This is a genomic window from Flavobacterium sp. N2038 (genome assembly GCF_025947185.1).
GTDB lineage: Bacteria > Bacteroidota > Bacteroidia > Flavobacteriales > Flavobacteriaceae > Flavobacterium.
The window spans coordinates 3,767,209-3,783,947 of record NZ_CP110001.1 but is presented as its reverse complement, the minus strand read 5'-3'; the positions used below and the strand labels follow the sequence as shown (position 1 = coordinate 3,783,947).

The 16,739-nt window shown below is 32.6% G+C and carries 14 protein-coding genes; 5 read left to right on the top strand and 9 right to left on the bottom strand.

Annotated features, from left to right (window positions below):
* Positions 1-125 precede the first annotated feature (125 nt).
* The 4 genes from gyrB to OLM51_RS16740 all read left to right on the top strand — a co-directional run bounded on the left by gyrB (position 126) and on the right by OLM51_RS16740 (position 7,003).
* Positions 126-2,066: a DNA topoisomerase (ATP-hydrolyzing) subunit B gene (gyrB, locus tag OLM51_RS16755; RefSeq protein ID WP_264551744.1), complete on the top strand. Its 1,941-nt coding sequence runs from the start codon at positions 126-128 to the stop codon at positions 2,064-2,066.
* A 109-nt stretch (positions 2,067-2,175) separates the two neighbouring features.
* On the top strand, positions 2,176-3,111 hold the full coding sequence (mdh, locus tag OLM51_RS16750; protein WP_264551743.1) for a malate dehydrogenase: 936 nt from the start codon (positions 2,176-2,178) through the stop codon (positions 3,109-3,111).
* A 227-nt stretch (positions 3,112-3,338) separates the two neighbouring features.
* A complete protein-coding gene (gene secDF / locus OLM51_RS16745) occupies positions 3,339-6,311 on the top strand; it encodes a protein translocase subunit SecDF (RefSeq protein ID WP_264551742.1) in 2,973 nt (990 codons plus the stop codon).
* A 77-nt stretch (positions 6,312-6,388) separates the two neighbouring features.
* Positions 6,389-7,003: an acyloxyacyl hydrolase gene (locus OLM51_RS16740; RefSeq protein WP_264551741.1), complete on the top strand. Its 615-nt coding sequence runs from the start codon at positions 6,389-6,391 to the stop codon at positions 7,001-7,003.
* Between the two features lie 50 nt (positions 7,004-7,053).
* Here the strand turns inward: OLM51_RS16740 and lgt are convergent, their stop codons facing one another.
* From lgt to OLM51_RS16695, 9 genes are all read right to left on the bottom strand, one after another.
* The gene (gene lgt, locus OLM51_RS16735) at positions 7,054-7,989 is read right to left on the bottom strand and encodes a prolipoprotein diacylglyceryl transferase (RefSeq protein ID WP_264551740.1); all 936 of its coding nucleotides are present in this window, start codon (positions 7,987-7,989) and stop codon (positions 7,054-7,056) included.
* Between the two features lie 67 nt (positions 7,990-8,056).
* Complete coding sequence (gene yidD / locus OLM51_RS16730; RefSeq protein ID WP_264551739.1) at positions 8,057-8,296, bottom strand: membrane protein insertion efficiency factor YidD; 240 nt, start codon at positions 8,294-8,296, stop codon at positions 8,057-8,059.
* A 20-nt stretch (positions 8,297-8,316) separates the two neighbouring features.
* Positions 8,317-9,795, bottom strand: coding sequence for a cysteine--tRNA ligase (cysS, locus tag OLM51_RS16725; protein ID WP_264551738.1), 1,479 nt, complete (start codon positions 9,793-9,795; stop codon positions 8,317-8,319).
* Between the two features lie 72 nt (positions 9,796-9,867).
* A complete protein-coding gene (locus OLM51_RS16720) occupies positions 9,868-10,233 on the bottom strand; it encodes a four helix bundle protein (RefSeq protein WP_264551737.1) in 366 nt (121 codons plus the stop codon).
* Positions 10,234-10,328: 95 nt separating this feature from the next.
* Complete coding sequence (gene folE / locus OLM51_RS16715) at positions 10,329-11,000, bottom strand: GTP cyclohydrolase I FolE (protein ID WP_264551736.1); 672 nt, start codon at positions 10,998-11,000, stop codon at positions 10,329-10,331.
* A gap of 203 nt (positions 11,001-11,203) precedes the next feature.
* Positions 11,204-11,626 (bottom strand): hypothetical protein, encoded by a 423-nt coding sequence (locus OLM51_RS16710; protein ID WP_264551735.1) that lies wholly within the window; start codon positions 11,624-11,626, stop codon positions 11,204-11,206.
* Between the two features lie 18 nt (positions 11,627-11,644).
* A complete protein-coding gene (locus tag OLM51_RS16705) occupies positions 11,645-13,057 on the bottom strand; it encodes a hypothetical protein (protein ID WP_264551734.1) in 1,413 nt (470 codons plus the stop codon).
* A 19-nt stretch (positions 13,058-13,076) separates the two neighbouring features.
* A complete protein-coding gene (locus OLM51_RS16700) occupies positions 13,077-13,760 on the bottom strand; it encodes a hypothetical protein (RefSeq protein WP_264551733.1) in 684 nt (227 codons plus the stop codon).
* 230 nt (positions 13,761-13,990) lie between these two features.
* The gene (locus OLM51_RS16695) at positions 13,991-15,187 is read right to left on the bottom strand and encodes a pyridoxal phosphate-dependent aminotransferase (protein ID WP_264551732.1); all 1,197 of its coding nucleotides are present in this window, start codon (positions 15,185-15,187) and stop codon (positions 13,991-13,993) included.
* Between the two features lie 123 nt (positions 15,188-15,310).
* On the opposite strand from OLM51_RS16695, the gene OLM51_RS16690 reads away from it, so the two are divergent.
* Complete coding sequence (locus OLM51_RS16690) at positions 15,311-16,630, top strand: PDZ domain-containing protein (RefSeq protein WP_264551731.1); 1,320 nt, start codon at positions 15,311-15,313, stop codon at positions 16,628-16,630.
* The last annotated feature ends 109 nt before the right edge of the window (positions 16,631-16,739 follow it).

The following is a 16,739-nucleotide window of genomic DNA, read 5'->3' as shown; positions in this document are numbered from 1 at the left end:
TTTGGTTTTTCAGACAATTGTGTTAATAACTTAAGTGCTTTAAACAGGATTTTAAGACATATATAGTCTGCGTTTTTATATATTTGCGTGTTAGACAATAATTACATTTTTTTAGAATAAATTATATGAGCGAAGAAATCAAGAAGAACAATTATTCAGCAGATAGTATTCAGGCATTAGAGGGGATGGAACACGTAAGAATGCGTCCATCGATGTATATTGGTGATGTAGGGGTTCGAGGACTACACCATCTGGTTTACGAGGTTGTTGATAACTCTATTGATGAGGCGATGGGAGGACATTGTGATACCATTGGTGTTGCAATTAACGAAGATGGTTCGGTTACAGTTGAAGATAACGGTCGTGGTATTCCAGTTGATTTACATAAAAAAGAAGGAGTTTCTGCATTAGAAGTTGTAATGACTAAAATTGGTGCCGGAGGTAAATTTGATAAAGATTCTTATAAAGTTTCCGGAGGTCTGCACGGGGTTGGGGTTTCTGTTGTAAATGCACTTTCGGTTCATATGAAATCGACTGTATTTAGAGAAGGTAAAATCTACGAGCAGGAATACGAAAGAGGAAAATCATTGTATCCGGTAAAACAAATTGGAGAAACAGATAAAAGAGGTACACGTCAGACTTTTTATCCTGATAATACAATCTTTACGCAAACTACAGAGTTCTCTTATGATACTTTATCAGCACGTATGCGTGAGCTTTCTTTCTTAAATAAAGGAATCACAATTACTTTTACAGATAAAAGAGAAGTTGATGATAAAGGTGCTTTCAGAAGTGAAGTTTTTCATTCTACAGAAGGATTAAAAGAATATATCCGTTATTTAGATGGTAATCGCGAGCCAATCGTATCGCATGTAATCAGCATGGATCACGAAAAAGGTGAAATTCCGGTTGAGGTTGCCTTAATTTATAATACAAGTTATACAGAGAATATTTTCTCTTACGTAAACAATATTAATACACACGAAGGAGGTACGCATTTACAAGGTTTTAGAAGTGGTTTAACAAGAACCCTTAAAAAATATGCCGATGCATCCGGAATGTTGGATAAACTGAAATTCGAAATTGCGGGAGATGACTTCCGTGAAGGTCTTACAGCTATTATTTCGGTAAAAGTTGCAGAACCTCAGTTTGAAGGTCAGACAAAAACAAAACTTGGAAACAGAGAGGTAGTTTCTCCGGTTTCTCAGGCAGTTGGAGAAATGCTGGAAAATTATTTGGAAGAAAATCCAAATGATGCCCGTATCATTATCCAAAAAGTAATTTTAGCTGCTCAGGCCCGTCACGCTGCAAAAAAAGCACGTGAGATGGTTCAGCGTAAAACCGTTATGGGTGGTGGTGGATTGCCAGGGAAACTTTCAGATTGTTCTGAGCAGGATCCGGCAAGATGTGAGGTTTACTTAGTCGAGGGAGATTCGGCTGGTGGAACAGCAAAACAAGGTCGTGATCGTAACTTTCAGGCAATTTTACCATTACGTGGTAAGATTTTGAATGTTGAAAAAGCAATGCACCATAAAGTATTTGAAAACGAAGAGATTCGTAATATTTTTACTGCTTTAGGAGTTACCGTTGGTACAGCAGAAGACAGTAAAGCACTGAACCTTGAAAAACTAAGATATCATAAGGTAATCATCATGTGTGATGCCGATGTCGATGGTAGTCACATTTCTACCTTAATATTAACGTTCTTCTTCCGTTTCATGAAAGAATTAATCGAAGAAGGTCACGTATACATTGCAGCGCCACCGTTGTACATGGTTAAAAAAGGACAGAAGAAAGAATATGCATGGAATGACGTTCAACGTGATCAGGCGAATGAAAGAATGGGCGGAAGTGCTAATATTCAGCGTTATAAAGGTCTTGGAGAGATGAACGCAGAACAATTGTGGGAAACTACAATGGATCCTAACTTTAGAACTTTACGTCAGGTAACAATCGATAGTTTGGCAGAAGCTGATAGAGTTTTCTCTATGTTAATGGGAGACGAAGTACCACCACGTAGAGAATTTATCGAGAAAAATGCGGTTTACGCAAATATCGATGCCTAATAAAATGTAACTTTCAATTCGTTTAATTGTTTAAATTTACTTAAACGATTAAACGAATTGTTAATTTATAACATAAACAAATTAATTAATAACCGATAAAGTATAAAATATGAAAGTTACCATTGTAGGAGCAGGAAATGTTGGAGCTACCTGCGCAGACGTTATTTCTTATAGAGGAATTGCAAGCGAAGTAGTGTTGTTGGATATTAAAGAAGGTTTTGCCGAAGGTAAAGCGTTGGATATTATGCAATGTGCAACAAATACAGGTTTTAATACCAAAGTATCTGGTGTAACCAATGATTATTCTAAAACTGCCGGAAGTGATGTAGTAGTTATTACATCAGGAATTCCAAGAAAACCAGGAATGACACGTGAAGAATTAATAGGTATAAATGCAGGAATTGTAAAAACAGTTGCTGAAAATGTATTGAAACATTCTCCGGATACTATAATTGTTGTAGTTTCTAATCCAATGGATACTATGACTTACTTAGCTTTAAAAGCAACAGGATTGCCAAAAAACAGAATTATAGGTATGGGTGGAGCTTTAGATAGTTCTCGTTTCAGAACTTATCTTTCTTTAGCTTTAGATAAACCGGCAAATGATGTTTCGGCTATGGTTATTGGTGGTCATGGAGATACTACTATGATCCCGTTAACTCGTTTGGCATCTTATAACGGAATTCCGGTAAGTGAGTTCCTTTCAGAAGAAGTATTGCAAAAAGTAGCTGCAGACACAATGGTAGGGGGAGCAACTCTTACAGGTTTGCTTGGAACTTCAGCCTGGTATGCTCCAGGAGCTTCTGTAGCTTATTTAGTGGATAGTATTTTGAATGATCAAAAGAAAATGATCGCATGTTCTGTATTTGTAGAAGGAGAATATGGTCAAAATGATATATGTATAGGTGTACCTTGTATAATAGGTAAAAACGGAGTAGAAGAAATTTTGGATATTCAGTTAAACGATCAGGAAAAGGCGTTATTTGCTAAAAGTGCAGATGCAGTTCGAGGAATGAACGATGCTCTAAAATCGATTTTAGTATAACGATTTTCGTAAAAAAAGAAAAAGGCTGCACTTTTGCAGTCTTTTTTTTGAGATTAATTAATAAATAAATTGGTTAATCTTTTCGAGAATTATATATTTGCTCGGTTTAAAAAAAATGTTGTAATTCGTGATCTCGATTTTTTAGTTTTAAAAACTCATGTCAGGGCTTATTTTATGGGAATTTAAAGCAAAAACAAACAATAAAAAATAATTAATTTTTAGTAATAATGCAGAATAAAGGACTTATTAAATTTTTCGCAATTCTATTTGCATTGGTAAGTATTTACCAACTATCCTTCACTTTTGTGGCAAATAATGTCAAAAGTGAGGCTAAAGCTTTTGCAGGAGACAATCCTGATAAAGAGCTAAAATATTTAGATTCTATTGGTAAAGAAAAAGTGTTTAATCTTGGTTTTACAGATTTTACTTACAATGAAGTAAAAAACAAACAACTAAATAAAGGTCTTGACTTAGAAGGAGGAATTAACGTAATTCTTCAAATTTCTATTAAAGATGTTTTAAAAGGATTAGCAAACAATTCTAAGAACCCGGTATTTAATAAATCATTAGCTGATGCAACTGCAAACTTAGAAGGAAATAAAACCTATTTAAATAAGTTTTTTGAAGCTTTTGAGGCTAACTCAAACGGAACAGTAAAATTAGCTTCGCCAGATATCTTTGCAAACAGAGGTTTACAAGGAGAAGGTGGAATTGATTTTCAAATGTCTGATGCACAAGTTCAAAAAGTAATTAAGAAAAAAGTTGATGAGTCTGTTGAAAGTGCTTATAAAGTATTAAGAGAGCGTATTGACAAATTTGGAGTAACACAGCCTAATATTCAAAAATTAGGAGAAACAGGAAGAATCTTAGTAGAGCTTCCAGGTGCTAAAGATGTAGACAGAATTAAAAAATTATTGGGAGGTAAAGCTCAATTAGAGTTTTGGGAAACTTTCAAAATAGAAGAAATTGGTAATTTCTTAGTAGCTTCTAATGAGGCTTTAAAGAAAACTGAAATCAAAAAAACAGAAACTAAAACTGTTGCTAAAGATTCATTGAATGCATTATTAACTGATGCAAAAGATTCTGTTGATACTAAAAAAGGAAACAATCCATTATTTGACAAAATGATTGGTCAGGGTGGTGGACCCGTTTTAGGTTATTTTGCTCCTAAAGATACAGCAACTGTAAATGCATATTTCAAAAGAGCTGATATTAGAATTTTATTGGGATCTGACCAACACAATGCAAAATTTGTTTGGAGTAAACCAACTACTTTAAAAGATGCTAAAGGAAAAGAAGTTGAAGCAGTAGAATTATATGCTTTAAAAGGTAACAGAGACAATGTTCCTGCTATGAGCGGAGGTGTTGTTACTGATGCAAAAGATACTTTTGACCAATTAGGTAAACCAGCTGTTTCTATGCAAATGAACAGCCAGGGAGCTAAAGTTTGGGAAGAGTTAACAGGAAGAGCATTCTCTCAAAAAGGATATATTGCTATTGTTTTGGATGATATCGTTTATTCTGCTCCTGGTGTTACTAGCGGACCAATCGCTGGAGGAAGATCTGAAATTACAGGTTCTTTTGATGTGGCTGAAACAAAAGATTTAGCAAACGTATTAAATGCAGGTAAATTACCGGCTTCTGCAGATATTATTCAATCAACTGTTGTTGGACCATCTTTAGGTCAGGCAGCTATTGACGCAGGTACAATTTCTTCGGTATTAGGTTTCTTATTAGTTTGTGTTTGGATGGTATTCTATTATGGTAAAGCGGGTTGGTATGCTAACCTTGCATTATTATTAAACTTACTTTTCTTATTCGGAATTATGGCAAGTTTTGGTTTTGTATTAACATTACCAGGTATTGCAGGTATCGTTTTAACATTAGGTACAGCGGTAGATGCTAACATTATTATCTATGAAAGAGCAAAAGAGGAATTGCGTGAAGGTAAATCTCTTTCAGAAGCAGTACAAGCTTCTTACGGATGGCATGGTGCAATGCGTTCTATCATTGACGCTAACGTTACTCACGTTTTAACTGGAGCTATCTTGTTTATTTTTGGAACAGGTCCTATTAAAGGTTTTGCATTAACATTACTTATTGGTATCGTAACTTCATTGTTTACATCAATCTTTATTGCAAGAATTTTTATTGACAGAAATATTGTTGGAAAAGCTGATTTAACTTTCTCTACTAATATTACTAAAAACTGGTTTACTAACTTCCACTTTGATTTCATTAAAATCAAAAAGTTCACTTATATCTTCTCTTCTATTGTAGTTGTAGTAAGTTTAGTTTCTATTTTCTTCGTTAACGGATTAGATGAAGGTGTTGATTTTGTTGGAGGAAGAACATTCCAGGTTAAATTTGAAAAACCAGTTGATGCAACAGTTGTTTCTGATGAATTATCAGCTGCTTTTGGAACTCCGGTTGAAGCTAAAGTTTTAGGTGATGATGATCAGTTGAAAATCACAACTAAATACAAAATTAAAGAAGACGGTGTTGCAATTGATGAAGAAGTGAATCAAAAATTATACAAAGCTTTAGAGAAGTATTTCCCTAATGTTACTTATGATAAATTCACTAACACATTTGACGGTAAGAAAATTGGAGTTTTACAATCTTCTAAAGTTGGAGCTTCTATCTCTGAAGATATCAAAACTAACTCATACTGGGCAGTTCTTGGTGCGATGGCAGTTATTTTCTTATACTTAATGATCTCTTTCCGTAAATGGCAATATTCATTAGGTGCGATTGCAGCTGTTGCGCATGACGTAATCTTCGTATTAGGAATCTACTCTTTATGTTATAAATTCATGCCATTCCACATGGAAATGGATCAGCACTTTATCGCTGCAATTCTTACGGTTATCGGTTACTCTATGAATGATACTGTAATTGTATTTGACAGGGTGAGAGAGTTTATCATCGGAAACCGTAAAGGAAGTTTTGAAGATATCGTAAATGCTTCTATTAATACTACATTATCAAGAACATTGAATACGTCATTAATGATGATCATTGTATTATTAACAATGTTTATCTTTGGTGGAGAATCAATCAGAGGATTTATCTTTGCAATGTTAATTGGTATCGTTGTAGGTACTTATTCTTCATTATTTATCGCTACACCAGTATTGGTTGATACGATTTCAAGTGATGAAAAACATACAATCGAAGACAAACACAACAAAGCTTAATTTTAAGCTTACTTAAATAAAAAAAGATCCAGTGAAAACTGGATCTTTTTTTTATATTTAAAAATCAAAATTTAATTATGACAAAAAAAGTATTTTTCTTTACTGTTGTGTTTTTAGCTGCATTACAAATAAAAGCGCAGCAAAAGAATGAAAGTTTCAGACTTGGGGTAGGTTATGGCTTTGGAAGTGAATTTAATAATAAGGACTATACTTTTGAAAATCATTTTTACAAAATGCAACTCTATTATGTTTTGAAGCAAACAAAGTATTTTCAGTATGAAGTTTTATTTCAGCCAGAGATTAATTTTGCTAAACATCAATTATTAAATTTTTATTTTGTTAAACCAGATGAGCCAAATTTTGAAGAGAAAAGAGCGGAGTATACTAAATTGAAAGATATTCGTGAGTATGTCTTAAATGTCGGATTTCTGATTAGAAAGCCTCTTAATAAAACGTATTCTCTTTATTTTCTTGGAAGTATAGGACCAATGATTACAGATACAGAAACAGAACGAATGTCTGATGGTTTTGCTTTTGCTGATGTTTTGGCTCTTGGGCTTTCTGTAAAAGTAAAAAAGATTCAATTTGATGTGCGCCCTTTAATAAGACATGTTTCAAATGCCGGATTGACGAGTGTAAATTCAGGTTATAATACTAAAAATATAGAATTTGGTATTTCATATCAATTATAAAAAAAGCCCAATATTTAGAATATTGGGCTTTATATTTTGTTTGCTTTCTTTTAAGAAGCAGCTAAAGGGTTTCTTTGCGCTCTGAAGATGAAAAAAGCTCCAATTATAATAAAAGGTATGCTTAACCATTGTCCGGTTGAGAAATAGCCTCCTAATTCGCTTTCAAAGCCACCCTGGCTCTCTTTTACAAATTCAACTATAAAACGTACAACAAATAACAGTACTAAAAACAGTCCAAATAAATAACCGGATTTAAGTCTTGCATTGGTTTTCCAGTATAAGAAATATAAAACAGCAAATACAAAAACATAACAAATTGCTTCATACAATTGTGTTGGATGTTTTGCCGGAACCTGAGCTAATAAATCAGCAAATTTCGGATCAGTTGCAATGGCATTATAAGCTTCTTTTGGATCTGCAATTTGAGTTGCGTTTACAGCTTCAGACTTGCTGAACTGATCGTGTAAAAAACGAATTCCAAATGCAGAAGTTGTATCATGACCGATTATTTCTGAATTGAAAAAATTTCCTAAACGAACAAAGATTGCGCCACTTGCAACTGGAATAACAACACGATCTAAAATCCATAATAATGGACGTTTTAAGATCATTTTGCTATAGTAATACATGGCTACTATAATTGCGATTGCAGCTCCATGACTTGCCAGTCCCTGATACCCTGTAAACTCAAATTTTGGTTCAAATCTAAAAGGTAAAATGATTTCAAGTAAATGATTTCTGAAATATTCCCAATCATAAAAGAAAACATGTCCTAAACGTGCTCCTGCTAAAGTAGCCAAAACGGTCCATACAAATAAAGAATCCAGTTTATCAATTGATTCATTTTCGCGTTCGAATATCTTTTTCATTAGAAACCATCCTAAACCAAAAGCTATTACGAACATTAAGCTATAATAACGAATCATAAAAAATCCTAAATTGATTCCTTCTGAAGGGTTCCAGACCAAGTTTAAGGCGTGTGTCATGTAGTATTGTATTTTTTTATTGGTTGCAAAAATAAATATTAAAAGTAGAGATCCTCTTTATAAAAAGTTAATGTTTGTGTGAACATTTCTTTTCAGGCACAGGATCATAGCCGGTTCTTCCCCAGGGATGACAGCTTAAAATGCGTTTCATTCCTAAATAGCCGCCATAAAATAAGCCATGAATTTGCAGTGCCTGAATCATATAGGTTGAGCATGTTGGCTCAAATCTGCATGATGCAGGAGTAAAGGGTGAAATTGCATTTTGATAAAAGCGTACTAATAAAACAAATGGAGTTATGGCTTTCATGGTTTATTAGTTTTTTTATTCTAGATAGAGAAACTTGTTCCTTCTTTTCCGTCTTTTAGTTGAATGCCTAAAGCAATCAACTGGTCTCGAATCTGATCAGAAAGGGCAAAGTTTTTATCAGCTCTGGCTTGATTTCTCATTCCAATAAGCATATTAACAACTCCTTCTAGTTTGTCATTATTACTGTCAGCTGCCTTTTCGTCGCTTAGACCTAAAACGTCAAAAACAAAAGCATTTATTGCAGCTGTAAAGGTTTTTAAATCTTCGGCTGTAATGGTTTCTTTTCCTTCTTTTAATAAATTGATATAACGAACGGCTTCGAACAATTGTGCGATTAAAATTGGGGTATTAAAATCGTCGTTCATGGCGTCGTATGACAATTGTTTCCAGGATGCGATATCTATAGAGCTTGTTGTACTTGCTGAAATAGCTGGTAAAGCTTCAACAGCTTCCATTAATCTTTTATATCCTTTTTCTGCAGCAACGATTGCATCATCAGAAAAATCTAAAATGCTTTTGTAATGTGCCTGTAACATGAAAAAACGTGTTACAGATGCTGAAAAGGCTTTACTCAAAATATTGTTGTTTCCGCTTAGAATCTCTCCCGGAAGTATGTTATTTCCGGTAGATTTTGCCATTTTTTTACCATTTAAGGTAAGCATATTGGCGTGCATCCAGTAATTTACTGGAGACTGACCTGTGCAAGCTTCGTTTTGTGCAATTTCGCATTCGTGATGTGGGAATTTTAAATCCATTCCGCCACCATGAATATCAAAGTGGTTACCCAAATACTTTGTGCTCATTGCAGTACATTCAAGATGCCAGCCCGGAAAACCATCACTCCATGGTGAAGGCCATCTCATGATATGTTCTGGCTCTGCTTTTTTCCAAAGTGCAAAATCCTGTGGGTTTTTTTTGTCTGACTGACCATCAAGATCACGGGTGTTAGCTAACATATCTTCTATGTTTCGGCCACTTAAAACTCCGTAATTGTTGGTTTCGTTATATTTTACAACATCAAAATAAACCGATCCGTTGGCAACATAGCCAATTCCTGTATCGATAATTTTTTTGATGATTTCGATTTGTTCTATAATATGTCCTGTAGCAGTTGGCTCAATGCTTGGCGGTAAAAAGTTAAATGACTTTAAAATGTCATGAAAATCTACTGTATAGCGTTGCACAACTTCCATAGGTTCAAGTTGTTCTAAGCGTGCTTTTTTTGCAATTTTATCTTCACCTTCATCAACGTCATCTACAATATGTCCTACATCGGTAATATTACGCACGTAACGAACTTTGTAATCCAGATGTAAAAAATACCTGAATATAACGTCGAAAGACATAAATGTTCTCACATTTCCTAAGTGTACATTGCTGTAAACTGTAGGTCCACAAACATACATTCCAACATTTCCTTCATGAATAGGGTTGAAATTTTCTTTTTCACCTGAAAGTGAATTGTATATTTTTAGATGTTGAGATGTATATAAAGGCATATTGATTTTTGCTGTTTAATCGTTGTATTTGTTTAACCGTTTAATTGGTAATTTGTTTAATTATTTGCGTTTTTATTCTTTTGAAAGATAGTATTTTTTTAAACTATTTATCTGATTGCAAATTTTTTCAATTTTTTCACGACACTCTGTATAATCAACATCGGATAAGTAATTTAAATCTTTTGAAATAATTAAATGATTCAAAGTTTCCATTGCTGATGAATATGAGATTGTCAAAAAATGAGCTTTATCTTTATTCGTATTTCTCGAAGTTCCTTCTGCAATATTTGTAGCAATTGAGGTGGAACTCCTTTTAATTTGAGAAGTTATTCCGAACACTTCATTTGATGGAAATTTACTAGTTAATTTGTAAATATCCAAAATAAATATTCTTGTATTTTGGCAAACCTCTAGTTTTTCAAATGAGAAAGTATACATGTTTTTTGGTTTAATTGTCAATTTGTTTAATCGTTTAATTGAAAATTAAGACTTGCAATGAAGCGATTAAACAAATTAACGATTTACCGATTAAACTAAAACTGTGTATCTAGTTTTATGTAATCTAAAAATTCTCTTTTAGTTTGAACATCTTTGAATTTTCCGCCAAATTCAGAGGTTACCGTACTGCTTTCGATATCTTTAATTCCTCTTGAGTTTACACAAAGGTGTTTAGCGTCAATAACGCAGGCAACATCTTCTGTACCTAAAGCTTTTTGTAATTCCTGAACAATCTGCATAGTTAAACGCTCCTGAACCTGAGGTCTTTTTGCATAATATTCTACGATACGGTTCATTTTAGATAAACCGATAACTCTTCCGCTTGAAATATAAGCTACGTGAGCACGACCAATAATTGGCAGTAAATGGTGTTCGCAGGTAGAATAAACGGTAATGTTTTTTTCTACTAACATTTCACCGTATTTGTAATTATTGTCAAAAGTAGAAGCTTTTGGTTGTTTTGAAGGGTTTAAACCGCCAAAAATTTCTTTTACAAACATTTTAGCCACTCGGTTTGGAGTGCCTTTTATGCTGTCATCTGTCAAATCCATTCCAAGAGTTTGCAGAATGTTTTCGACATCTTTTTTAATTTTTTCTATTTTTTCTTCATCAGTTAAGTCAAATGCATCCTCTCTTAAAGGGTTTTTTGCATTACTGCTGAAATGACTGTCACCTATTTCGTCTAAAAAATCTTCGTTATTTATCATTAAGAACTACTATTATAATGTGGTATATCTTTTTAAGGCGGTAAAGATAATTAATAAATAGGAAACCTTTTCTATGCTTTTTATTATTTAATTACTCCTTTTTGGATATAATTTAAATTAAAACCGAATTGCTATTTTTTAAAAACACTAAATACAATAACATATCCGGTTATTGTATTTAGTGTTTTTTAAATTCTAAGATTTTACTCTTTTGGCAGATTAATTACTTTTATTCTAACAACAATAAGATTTTGATATTTTTGAGCATCTTTCTTTGTCCAAATCATTTCCTTTCCTTTTGGACGATCTTCCCATTTCCAATCGAAAGCTTCTTTTACGTAAACATACAAAGCAACACTATCTTCATAGCTCCCTTCATCTTTCTTTTGTTGTTCTAAAGTTCTAAACCTAAAAGAAAAAAAGAATGGATTGTCATTAATTCCATTAGCTGTTTTTATTTCTGGTTTTATTTCTTTAAGTAAATTTTTCAGAGGTTTATTTATAAACTGTTGTTCGTTTTCTTTAAGTTTATAAACATCTTTTGTGGTCTGAACCATTTGTTGTGCTTGACAGCTATAGTTTATTAGAAATAATAATATTGCTAAAATTTTAATAGAGGTTTTCATAGTTTATATTATTTTTAATTAGTTACAAAATTTTGGAGTATAAATTCTTTCGCCATTCGGGATAGTCATCTCTGTTTTATAAGGAACAAAGTTTTGATTATTATCTTGTTTCATTATAGTTAAACCAGAAGCATACTTAGTTAGAATATAAGCCATTGCTCTAGTACGTCCATCAACGCTTGACCCCATGTTTGTTACTAAATCCTGCATTTGATTAAAGAGATAATCAGGAAATTCAGGGTTATAGCCAGGTTTTACATCTGCTGGATAAGCAGCAAGGAAAATTTTAGCTAGTTCTAAATTATTAACAACAATAGCATATACTGATCCGTCGGGCAAAACAATGAAAGAGGTTCTGAAATTACTATTTGTTACATTTAATTCAATACTTGCATATATATCCCCACTAGATATTGGAGAATTTTCAATATGATTGTGCATGGCAGCAAATGCACCGGGCCAGGTTGTATTTGTTGCTACAGCATAGCCTCCTCCGTTTCTCATTGGCGCTTGCGTAATTTGGTTATTCGTATCTTTACCAAAAGTAATGCTATGCTCTATTCCTCCTCCTGCATTTAGTATGCTGGATTTAGCTGATGGAAAGTTGCTGTTTTGAAAAGTGTTTGAAGTTGTGGCGGAAACAGTACATGGATCAGAAGAGAGTGGGCCTGGAGAGGGAGGATTTTCACCACCACCACCACCACCACTACCACCACCCTCACTACACCAAGGCCAGTTTTGTGTGGAACAATCATAAGGATCTGGATTAGGAGTGTCTTCTATCCAGAAGCATTGATATAAGTCTTGACTGGTATAAAAACAAGATTCTTCTGTACCAGAGCCTACACAAAGCCAATAATTCACTGTATTCCATTGACATGATTCATAACCAGCTGATTTTTTAGTATTGTTTTTTATTTTTTGTTTTTTCTCTATTAGTTTTTGGATAATGGAGCCATTAGTGATAACCCAAATTAAGGCATGATCATCAAGTGGGTTTTTAAAAGAAACTTCACCCTCAAAATTATTTTTAAAATTACTACTATTGATCTCTTTAATATCACCAGTAAAATTATCGGATGGTCTGTATTCTATAATAGTTTCTGTTATCAAGCCTTTTTTATCAAAAGTAAGTAATAATCTTTGTCGTCCAGATATTTTATTGTTTTTTGATAACGGTTTATAATATTTTTTGTCTAAAGTAAAATTAACTTCTACAGCATCTACATTTTCAAATGTTATGGCTGATTTCCAAATTAGTTTCATCTTTTGATTACTCAGTTTGTGAGTTAGAAAAGCACGATTTATTTTCTTTGAACTTTCGACAGAATTTATTTCTGTCGGACTAGGGCTGAATTCTTCTACTTGACAGGAATTGGCTGCAAATAATAGTAATAGCAAGTTGATTAAAATTAATTTAGGATTTCTCATAATTATTCTGGTTCATTGGTTAAAAAAATGACGAGTAAGTATTTATAAAGTCAATTGAAAAATCAGCGAAAGCAAATTTTTCTGTGTTAGTTCTTTCTCCATAAGGAAAAATTTTTATAGACTCATACTTTGTTATTTCTTTTTCGGGTTTAGTGAATCCGTAATTATATGCTGTAGCATAAAATCTAATTTTTTCGTTTTCATTTTTAAATTTAACATGCTTGTATTTGTGCTCAAGTATGTGCCAAAACACTTTAAGATATCTTAATTGCCATTGAAAATTTTCTAACCGATTTATTCTTTCTTTTCGGACTTCTTTTTCAGTTTTCTTCTGAATGAGAATCGAATTATGTTGTTGTAAACTTTCATTATGAGAGATATAATTTTCTAAATCTTCTACAAAAGAAGGTTTCATTTGAAAGTATCCTGTAGAAAAATCAGAAATTTTTTTTCCTTTATTTATGTATAAAATTCTATTAGATGAAGTTTCTATATAATCAGAAAAAGAGTTGTATCTTATAATTTCAGGAAAAGCAATGGAAAGAATTTCTACTCTTTTGTTTTTATTCAATTCTAAATCAATAATTTGTTTTTGTTTTTTTAGTAATAAAAAAGCTCGATTAATCTCTAATCTGTAGCACTCTATGTTTTCATTGTTAGTTTGCGTAACAGAAATAATGTTTAGGTATTTATTTTTGTCCATATTGTATTTATACTTGTTACCTGAAATGTGTAAAAAGGATAGAGAAGTGAAATAGAATATTAACAATTTAAACATCATATCAATTTATTTATAGCTAAAATATTACAAAAATGTCATGTTTAATAATTTTTTTATAGGATTTAACTTTTAAATATATGTGAATAATAAAAAAAAACTGCTTTAGCACCATGCTAAAGCAGTTTTTTTATGAATAAATTAAAGTGCTTTTCTTATCGTTTATTATAAACTAAAAGAGCTTCTTTTAATATATTTACAGCAGTAATTAAATCTTTTTTATTTAAGACATAAGCTATTCTTACCTGATTTAAACCCATTTCTGGTGTAGAATAAAAACCTGCAGCAGGAGCAACCATAACTGTTTCTCCGTTAAGATCGTAGCTTTCTAATAGCCATTGTGCAAAATCTTCTGAATTGTCAATTGGTAATTGAGCAATGCAATAAAAAGCACCTTTTGGTTTAGTTACGATTACGCCTTCAATTTTATTTAATTCTGAAATTAGAGTGTCGCGACGTTCTTTATATTCTGAAATTACTTCATCAAAGTAACTCTGTGGTGTATCTATTGCAGCTTCACAAGCGATCTGTTCGATTGTTGGCGGACTTAAACGTGCCTGAGCAAATTTCATTACAGTTGCCAGTACGTCTTTATTTTTAGTAACCAAACAGCCAATTCTTGCGCCACACATACTGTAACGTTTTGAAACTGAATCGACCATGATGACATTTTGTTGTACATCTTCAAGATTCATCACAGAATAATGTACATCATCTCCGTCATATAAAAACTCGCGATAAACTTCATCAGCGATTAAATATAAATCGTATTTTTTGATTAGACCTGCTAATTGCTTAATCTCAGACTCTGAGTATAAATAACCAGTCGGATTACCAGGATTGCAGATTAAAATTGCTTTTGTCTTTGGTGTGATTAGTTTTTCAACTTCCTCAATACTAGGCAAAGCAAAAGCTGTTTCGATAGTCGAAATTACCGGAACTACTGTTGCGCTTGTAGAAGAAGCAAATGCATGATAATTAGCATAAAAAGGTTCCGGAATGATGATTTCGTCTCCCGGATCTGTGATTGTGGCCAGTGCAAACAATAAGGCTTCAGAACCACCAGTTGTAATAATGATGTCTTCTGAGTTAACGTTTACATTTTGGCGCTGGTAAAATTTTGCTAATTTTTGTCTATAACTTTCATATCCTGCAGATGGACTGTATTCTATAATCGTTAAATCAATATTTTTTACCGCCTCGATGGCCACTTCGGGTGTCTTGATATCCGGTTGACCAATGTTTAAGTGATACACTTTGTGTCCTTTTTGCTTTGCTAAATCTGCGTAAGGAGCAAGCTTGCGTATCGGTGATTCGGGCATGTTTCTGCCTTTGCTTGAAATTGTTGGCATGAGATTAAATTATTGAAGTGCAAATTTGCATTTTTTTTTCCAATTTAACGTATACATTATCAGGTGTTATGAAAATGTAACAAATATGAATATTTTTACTAATTTTATATTAAAAATTTATCAATGAAAAAATATTTCATACTGTTTTTTGGACTTTTAACATCTTTTTCTAATTATGCGCAAGATGATTTTATGATCGCAAGCCATAGTAATAAGGTTACAATTCCGTTTAAATTGATTAATAACCTCATTTTTATTCCAATTAATGTAAATGGGGTTGAATTAAATTTCTTGCTGGACTCAGGAGTCGAAGAAACGATTTTGTTTAGTATGGAAGAGAAGCAGGAAGTAAGTTTTAAAAATGTTGAAAAGATAAAATTACGCGGACTTGGAAGTGAGCAAGAAATTGAAGGACTTAAGTCTACAAACAATGTATTAGAGACCCATGGATTAAAATCTGAAAATCATTTATTGTATATTATTTTAGATCAGGGATTCAATTTGTCTTCACATATCGGAATTCCAGTAAATGGCATAATTGGATATAAGTTTTTCAAACATAATTTGGTAGAAATAAATTATCTCAAGAAAAAGATCTCTATTTATCAGGATAATAAATCAATTAAGGAGACACTTAATCGGAAATTTAGAGCTGTACCGATTACTATTGAAAGATCAAAGCCATATATAAATGCAACAGCTATTGTTGACAGTGCGGCTGTTGATGCAAAATTGCTGATTGATATTGGTAACAGCGATGCGTTTTGGATTTTTGAAAATAAAAAGATAAAATTGCCTAAAAAGAATTTTCCGGACTTTTTAGGCAAAGGTTTTAGTGGTGATATCGAAGGGCATCGGGCAAAAATTGCAAAATTTTCAATTGATGAATTTGATTTTAAAAATCCGATAGTTTCGTTTCCGGACTCAACATCTGTTAGAAATGTAAAAATGGTTCCCGGCCGAATTGGTTCTGTAGGAGGTGAGATCTTAAAAAGATTTACTCTGGTCTTAGATTATACAGAGCAAAAACTTTATTTAAAAAAGAACAGTAAATTCTCGGAGCCTTTTACATACAATAAAAGTGGTATTACAATACAACATAATGGTTTGCAGTGGGTTCAGGAAACAGTTCATTTAGAAACAGTGCAAGTTGCCACAACAGCCAGGGAACTTGACAATAAGAAAGATGACAATTTCAGATATAAGTTTTCCTTGAAACCCGTTTATGAAATCGTAAATATTCGTAAAAATTCTGCAGCAGAAAAATGTGGACTCAAACAAGGTGATATTATTGTGAGTATAAATAATGCCATTCCGTATAAGTACACTCTTCAGCAAATAAACAATCTTTTAAAGTCCGAAAATGATACCTGGATTACACTCGAAGTTGAACGAAATAGTTTGATTTTAAAATTTAGATTTAAGCTTGAAGATGAACTGTAAAATTAAAAATGTGTAAGATTTTTTAATTAAAATCTTTATTATCAGTATTATTTTTAATTTTGAATGAAAATTCCAAAAAACTAGATGTTAATTTTTCTTTTAACAGTGC

What these genes read in the sequence shown, in the direction of transcription:
- OLM51_RS16720 (WP_264551737.1), bottom strand. Translation starts at nt 10,233, where the DNA reads ATGTATACTTTCTCATTTGAAAAACTAGAGGTTTGCCAAAATACAAGA.
- OLM51_RS16710 (WP_264551735.1), bottom strand. Translation starts at nt 11,626, where the DNA reads ATGAAAACCTCTATTAAAATTTTAGCAATATTATTATTTCTAATAAAC.
- cysS (WP_264551738.1), bottom strand. Translation starts at nt 9,795, where the DNA reads ATGCCTTTATATACATCTCAACATCTAAAAATATACAATTCACTTTCA.
- OLM51_RS16740 (WP_264551741.1), top strand. Translation starts at nt 6,389, where the DNA reads ATGACAAAAAAAGTATTTTTCTTTACTGTTGTGTTTTTAGCTGCATTA.
- yidD (WP_264551739.1), bottom strand. Translation starts at nt 8,296, where the DNA reads ATGAAAGCCATAACTCCATTTGTTTTATTAGTACGCTTTTATCAAAAT.
- lgt (WP_264551740.1), bottom strand. Translation starts at nt 7,989, where the DNA reads ATGACACACGCCTTAAACTTGGTCTGGAACCCTTCAGAAGGAATCAAT.
- OLM51_RS16695 (WP_264551732.1), bottom strand. Translation starts at nt 15,187, where the DNA reads ATGCCAACAATTTCAAGCAAAGGCAGAAACATGCCCGAATCACCGATA.
- OLM51_RS16705 (WP_264551734.1), bottom strand. Translation starts at nt 13,057, where the DNA reads ATGAGAAATCCTAAATTAATTTTAATCAACTTGCTATTACTATTATTT.
- secDF (WP_264551742.1), top strand. Translation starts at nt 3,339, where the DNA reads ATGCAGAATAAAGGACTTATTAAATTTTTCGCAATTCTATTTGCATTG.
- OLM51_RS16700 (WP_264551733.1), bottom strand. Translation starts at nt 13,760, where the DNA reads ATGGACAAAAATAAATACCTAAACATTATTTCTGTTACGCAAACTAAC.
- mdh (WP_264551743.1), top strand. Translation starts at nt 2,176, where the DNA reads ATGAAAGTTACCATTGTAGGAGCAGGAAATGTTGGAGCTACCTGCGCA.
- gyrB (WP_264551744.1), top strand. Translation starts at nt 126, where the DNA reads ATGAGCGAAGAAATCAAGAAGAACAATTATTCAGCAGATAGTATTCAG.
- folE (WP_264551736.1), bottom strand. Translation starts at nt 11,000, where the DNA reads ATGATAAATAACGAAGATTTTTTAGACGAAATAGGTGACAGTCATTTC.
- OLM51_RS16690 (WP_264551731.1), top strand. Translation starts at nt 15,311, where the DNA reads ATGAAAAAATATTTCATACTGTTTTTTGGACTTTTAACATCTTTTTCT.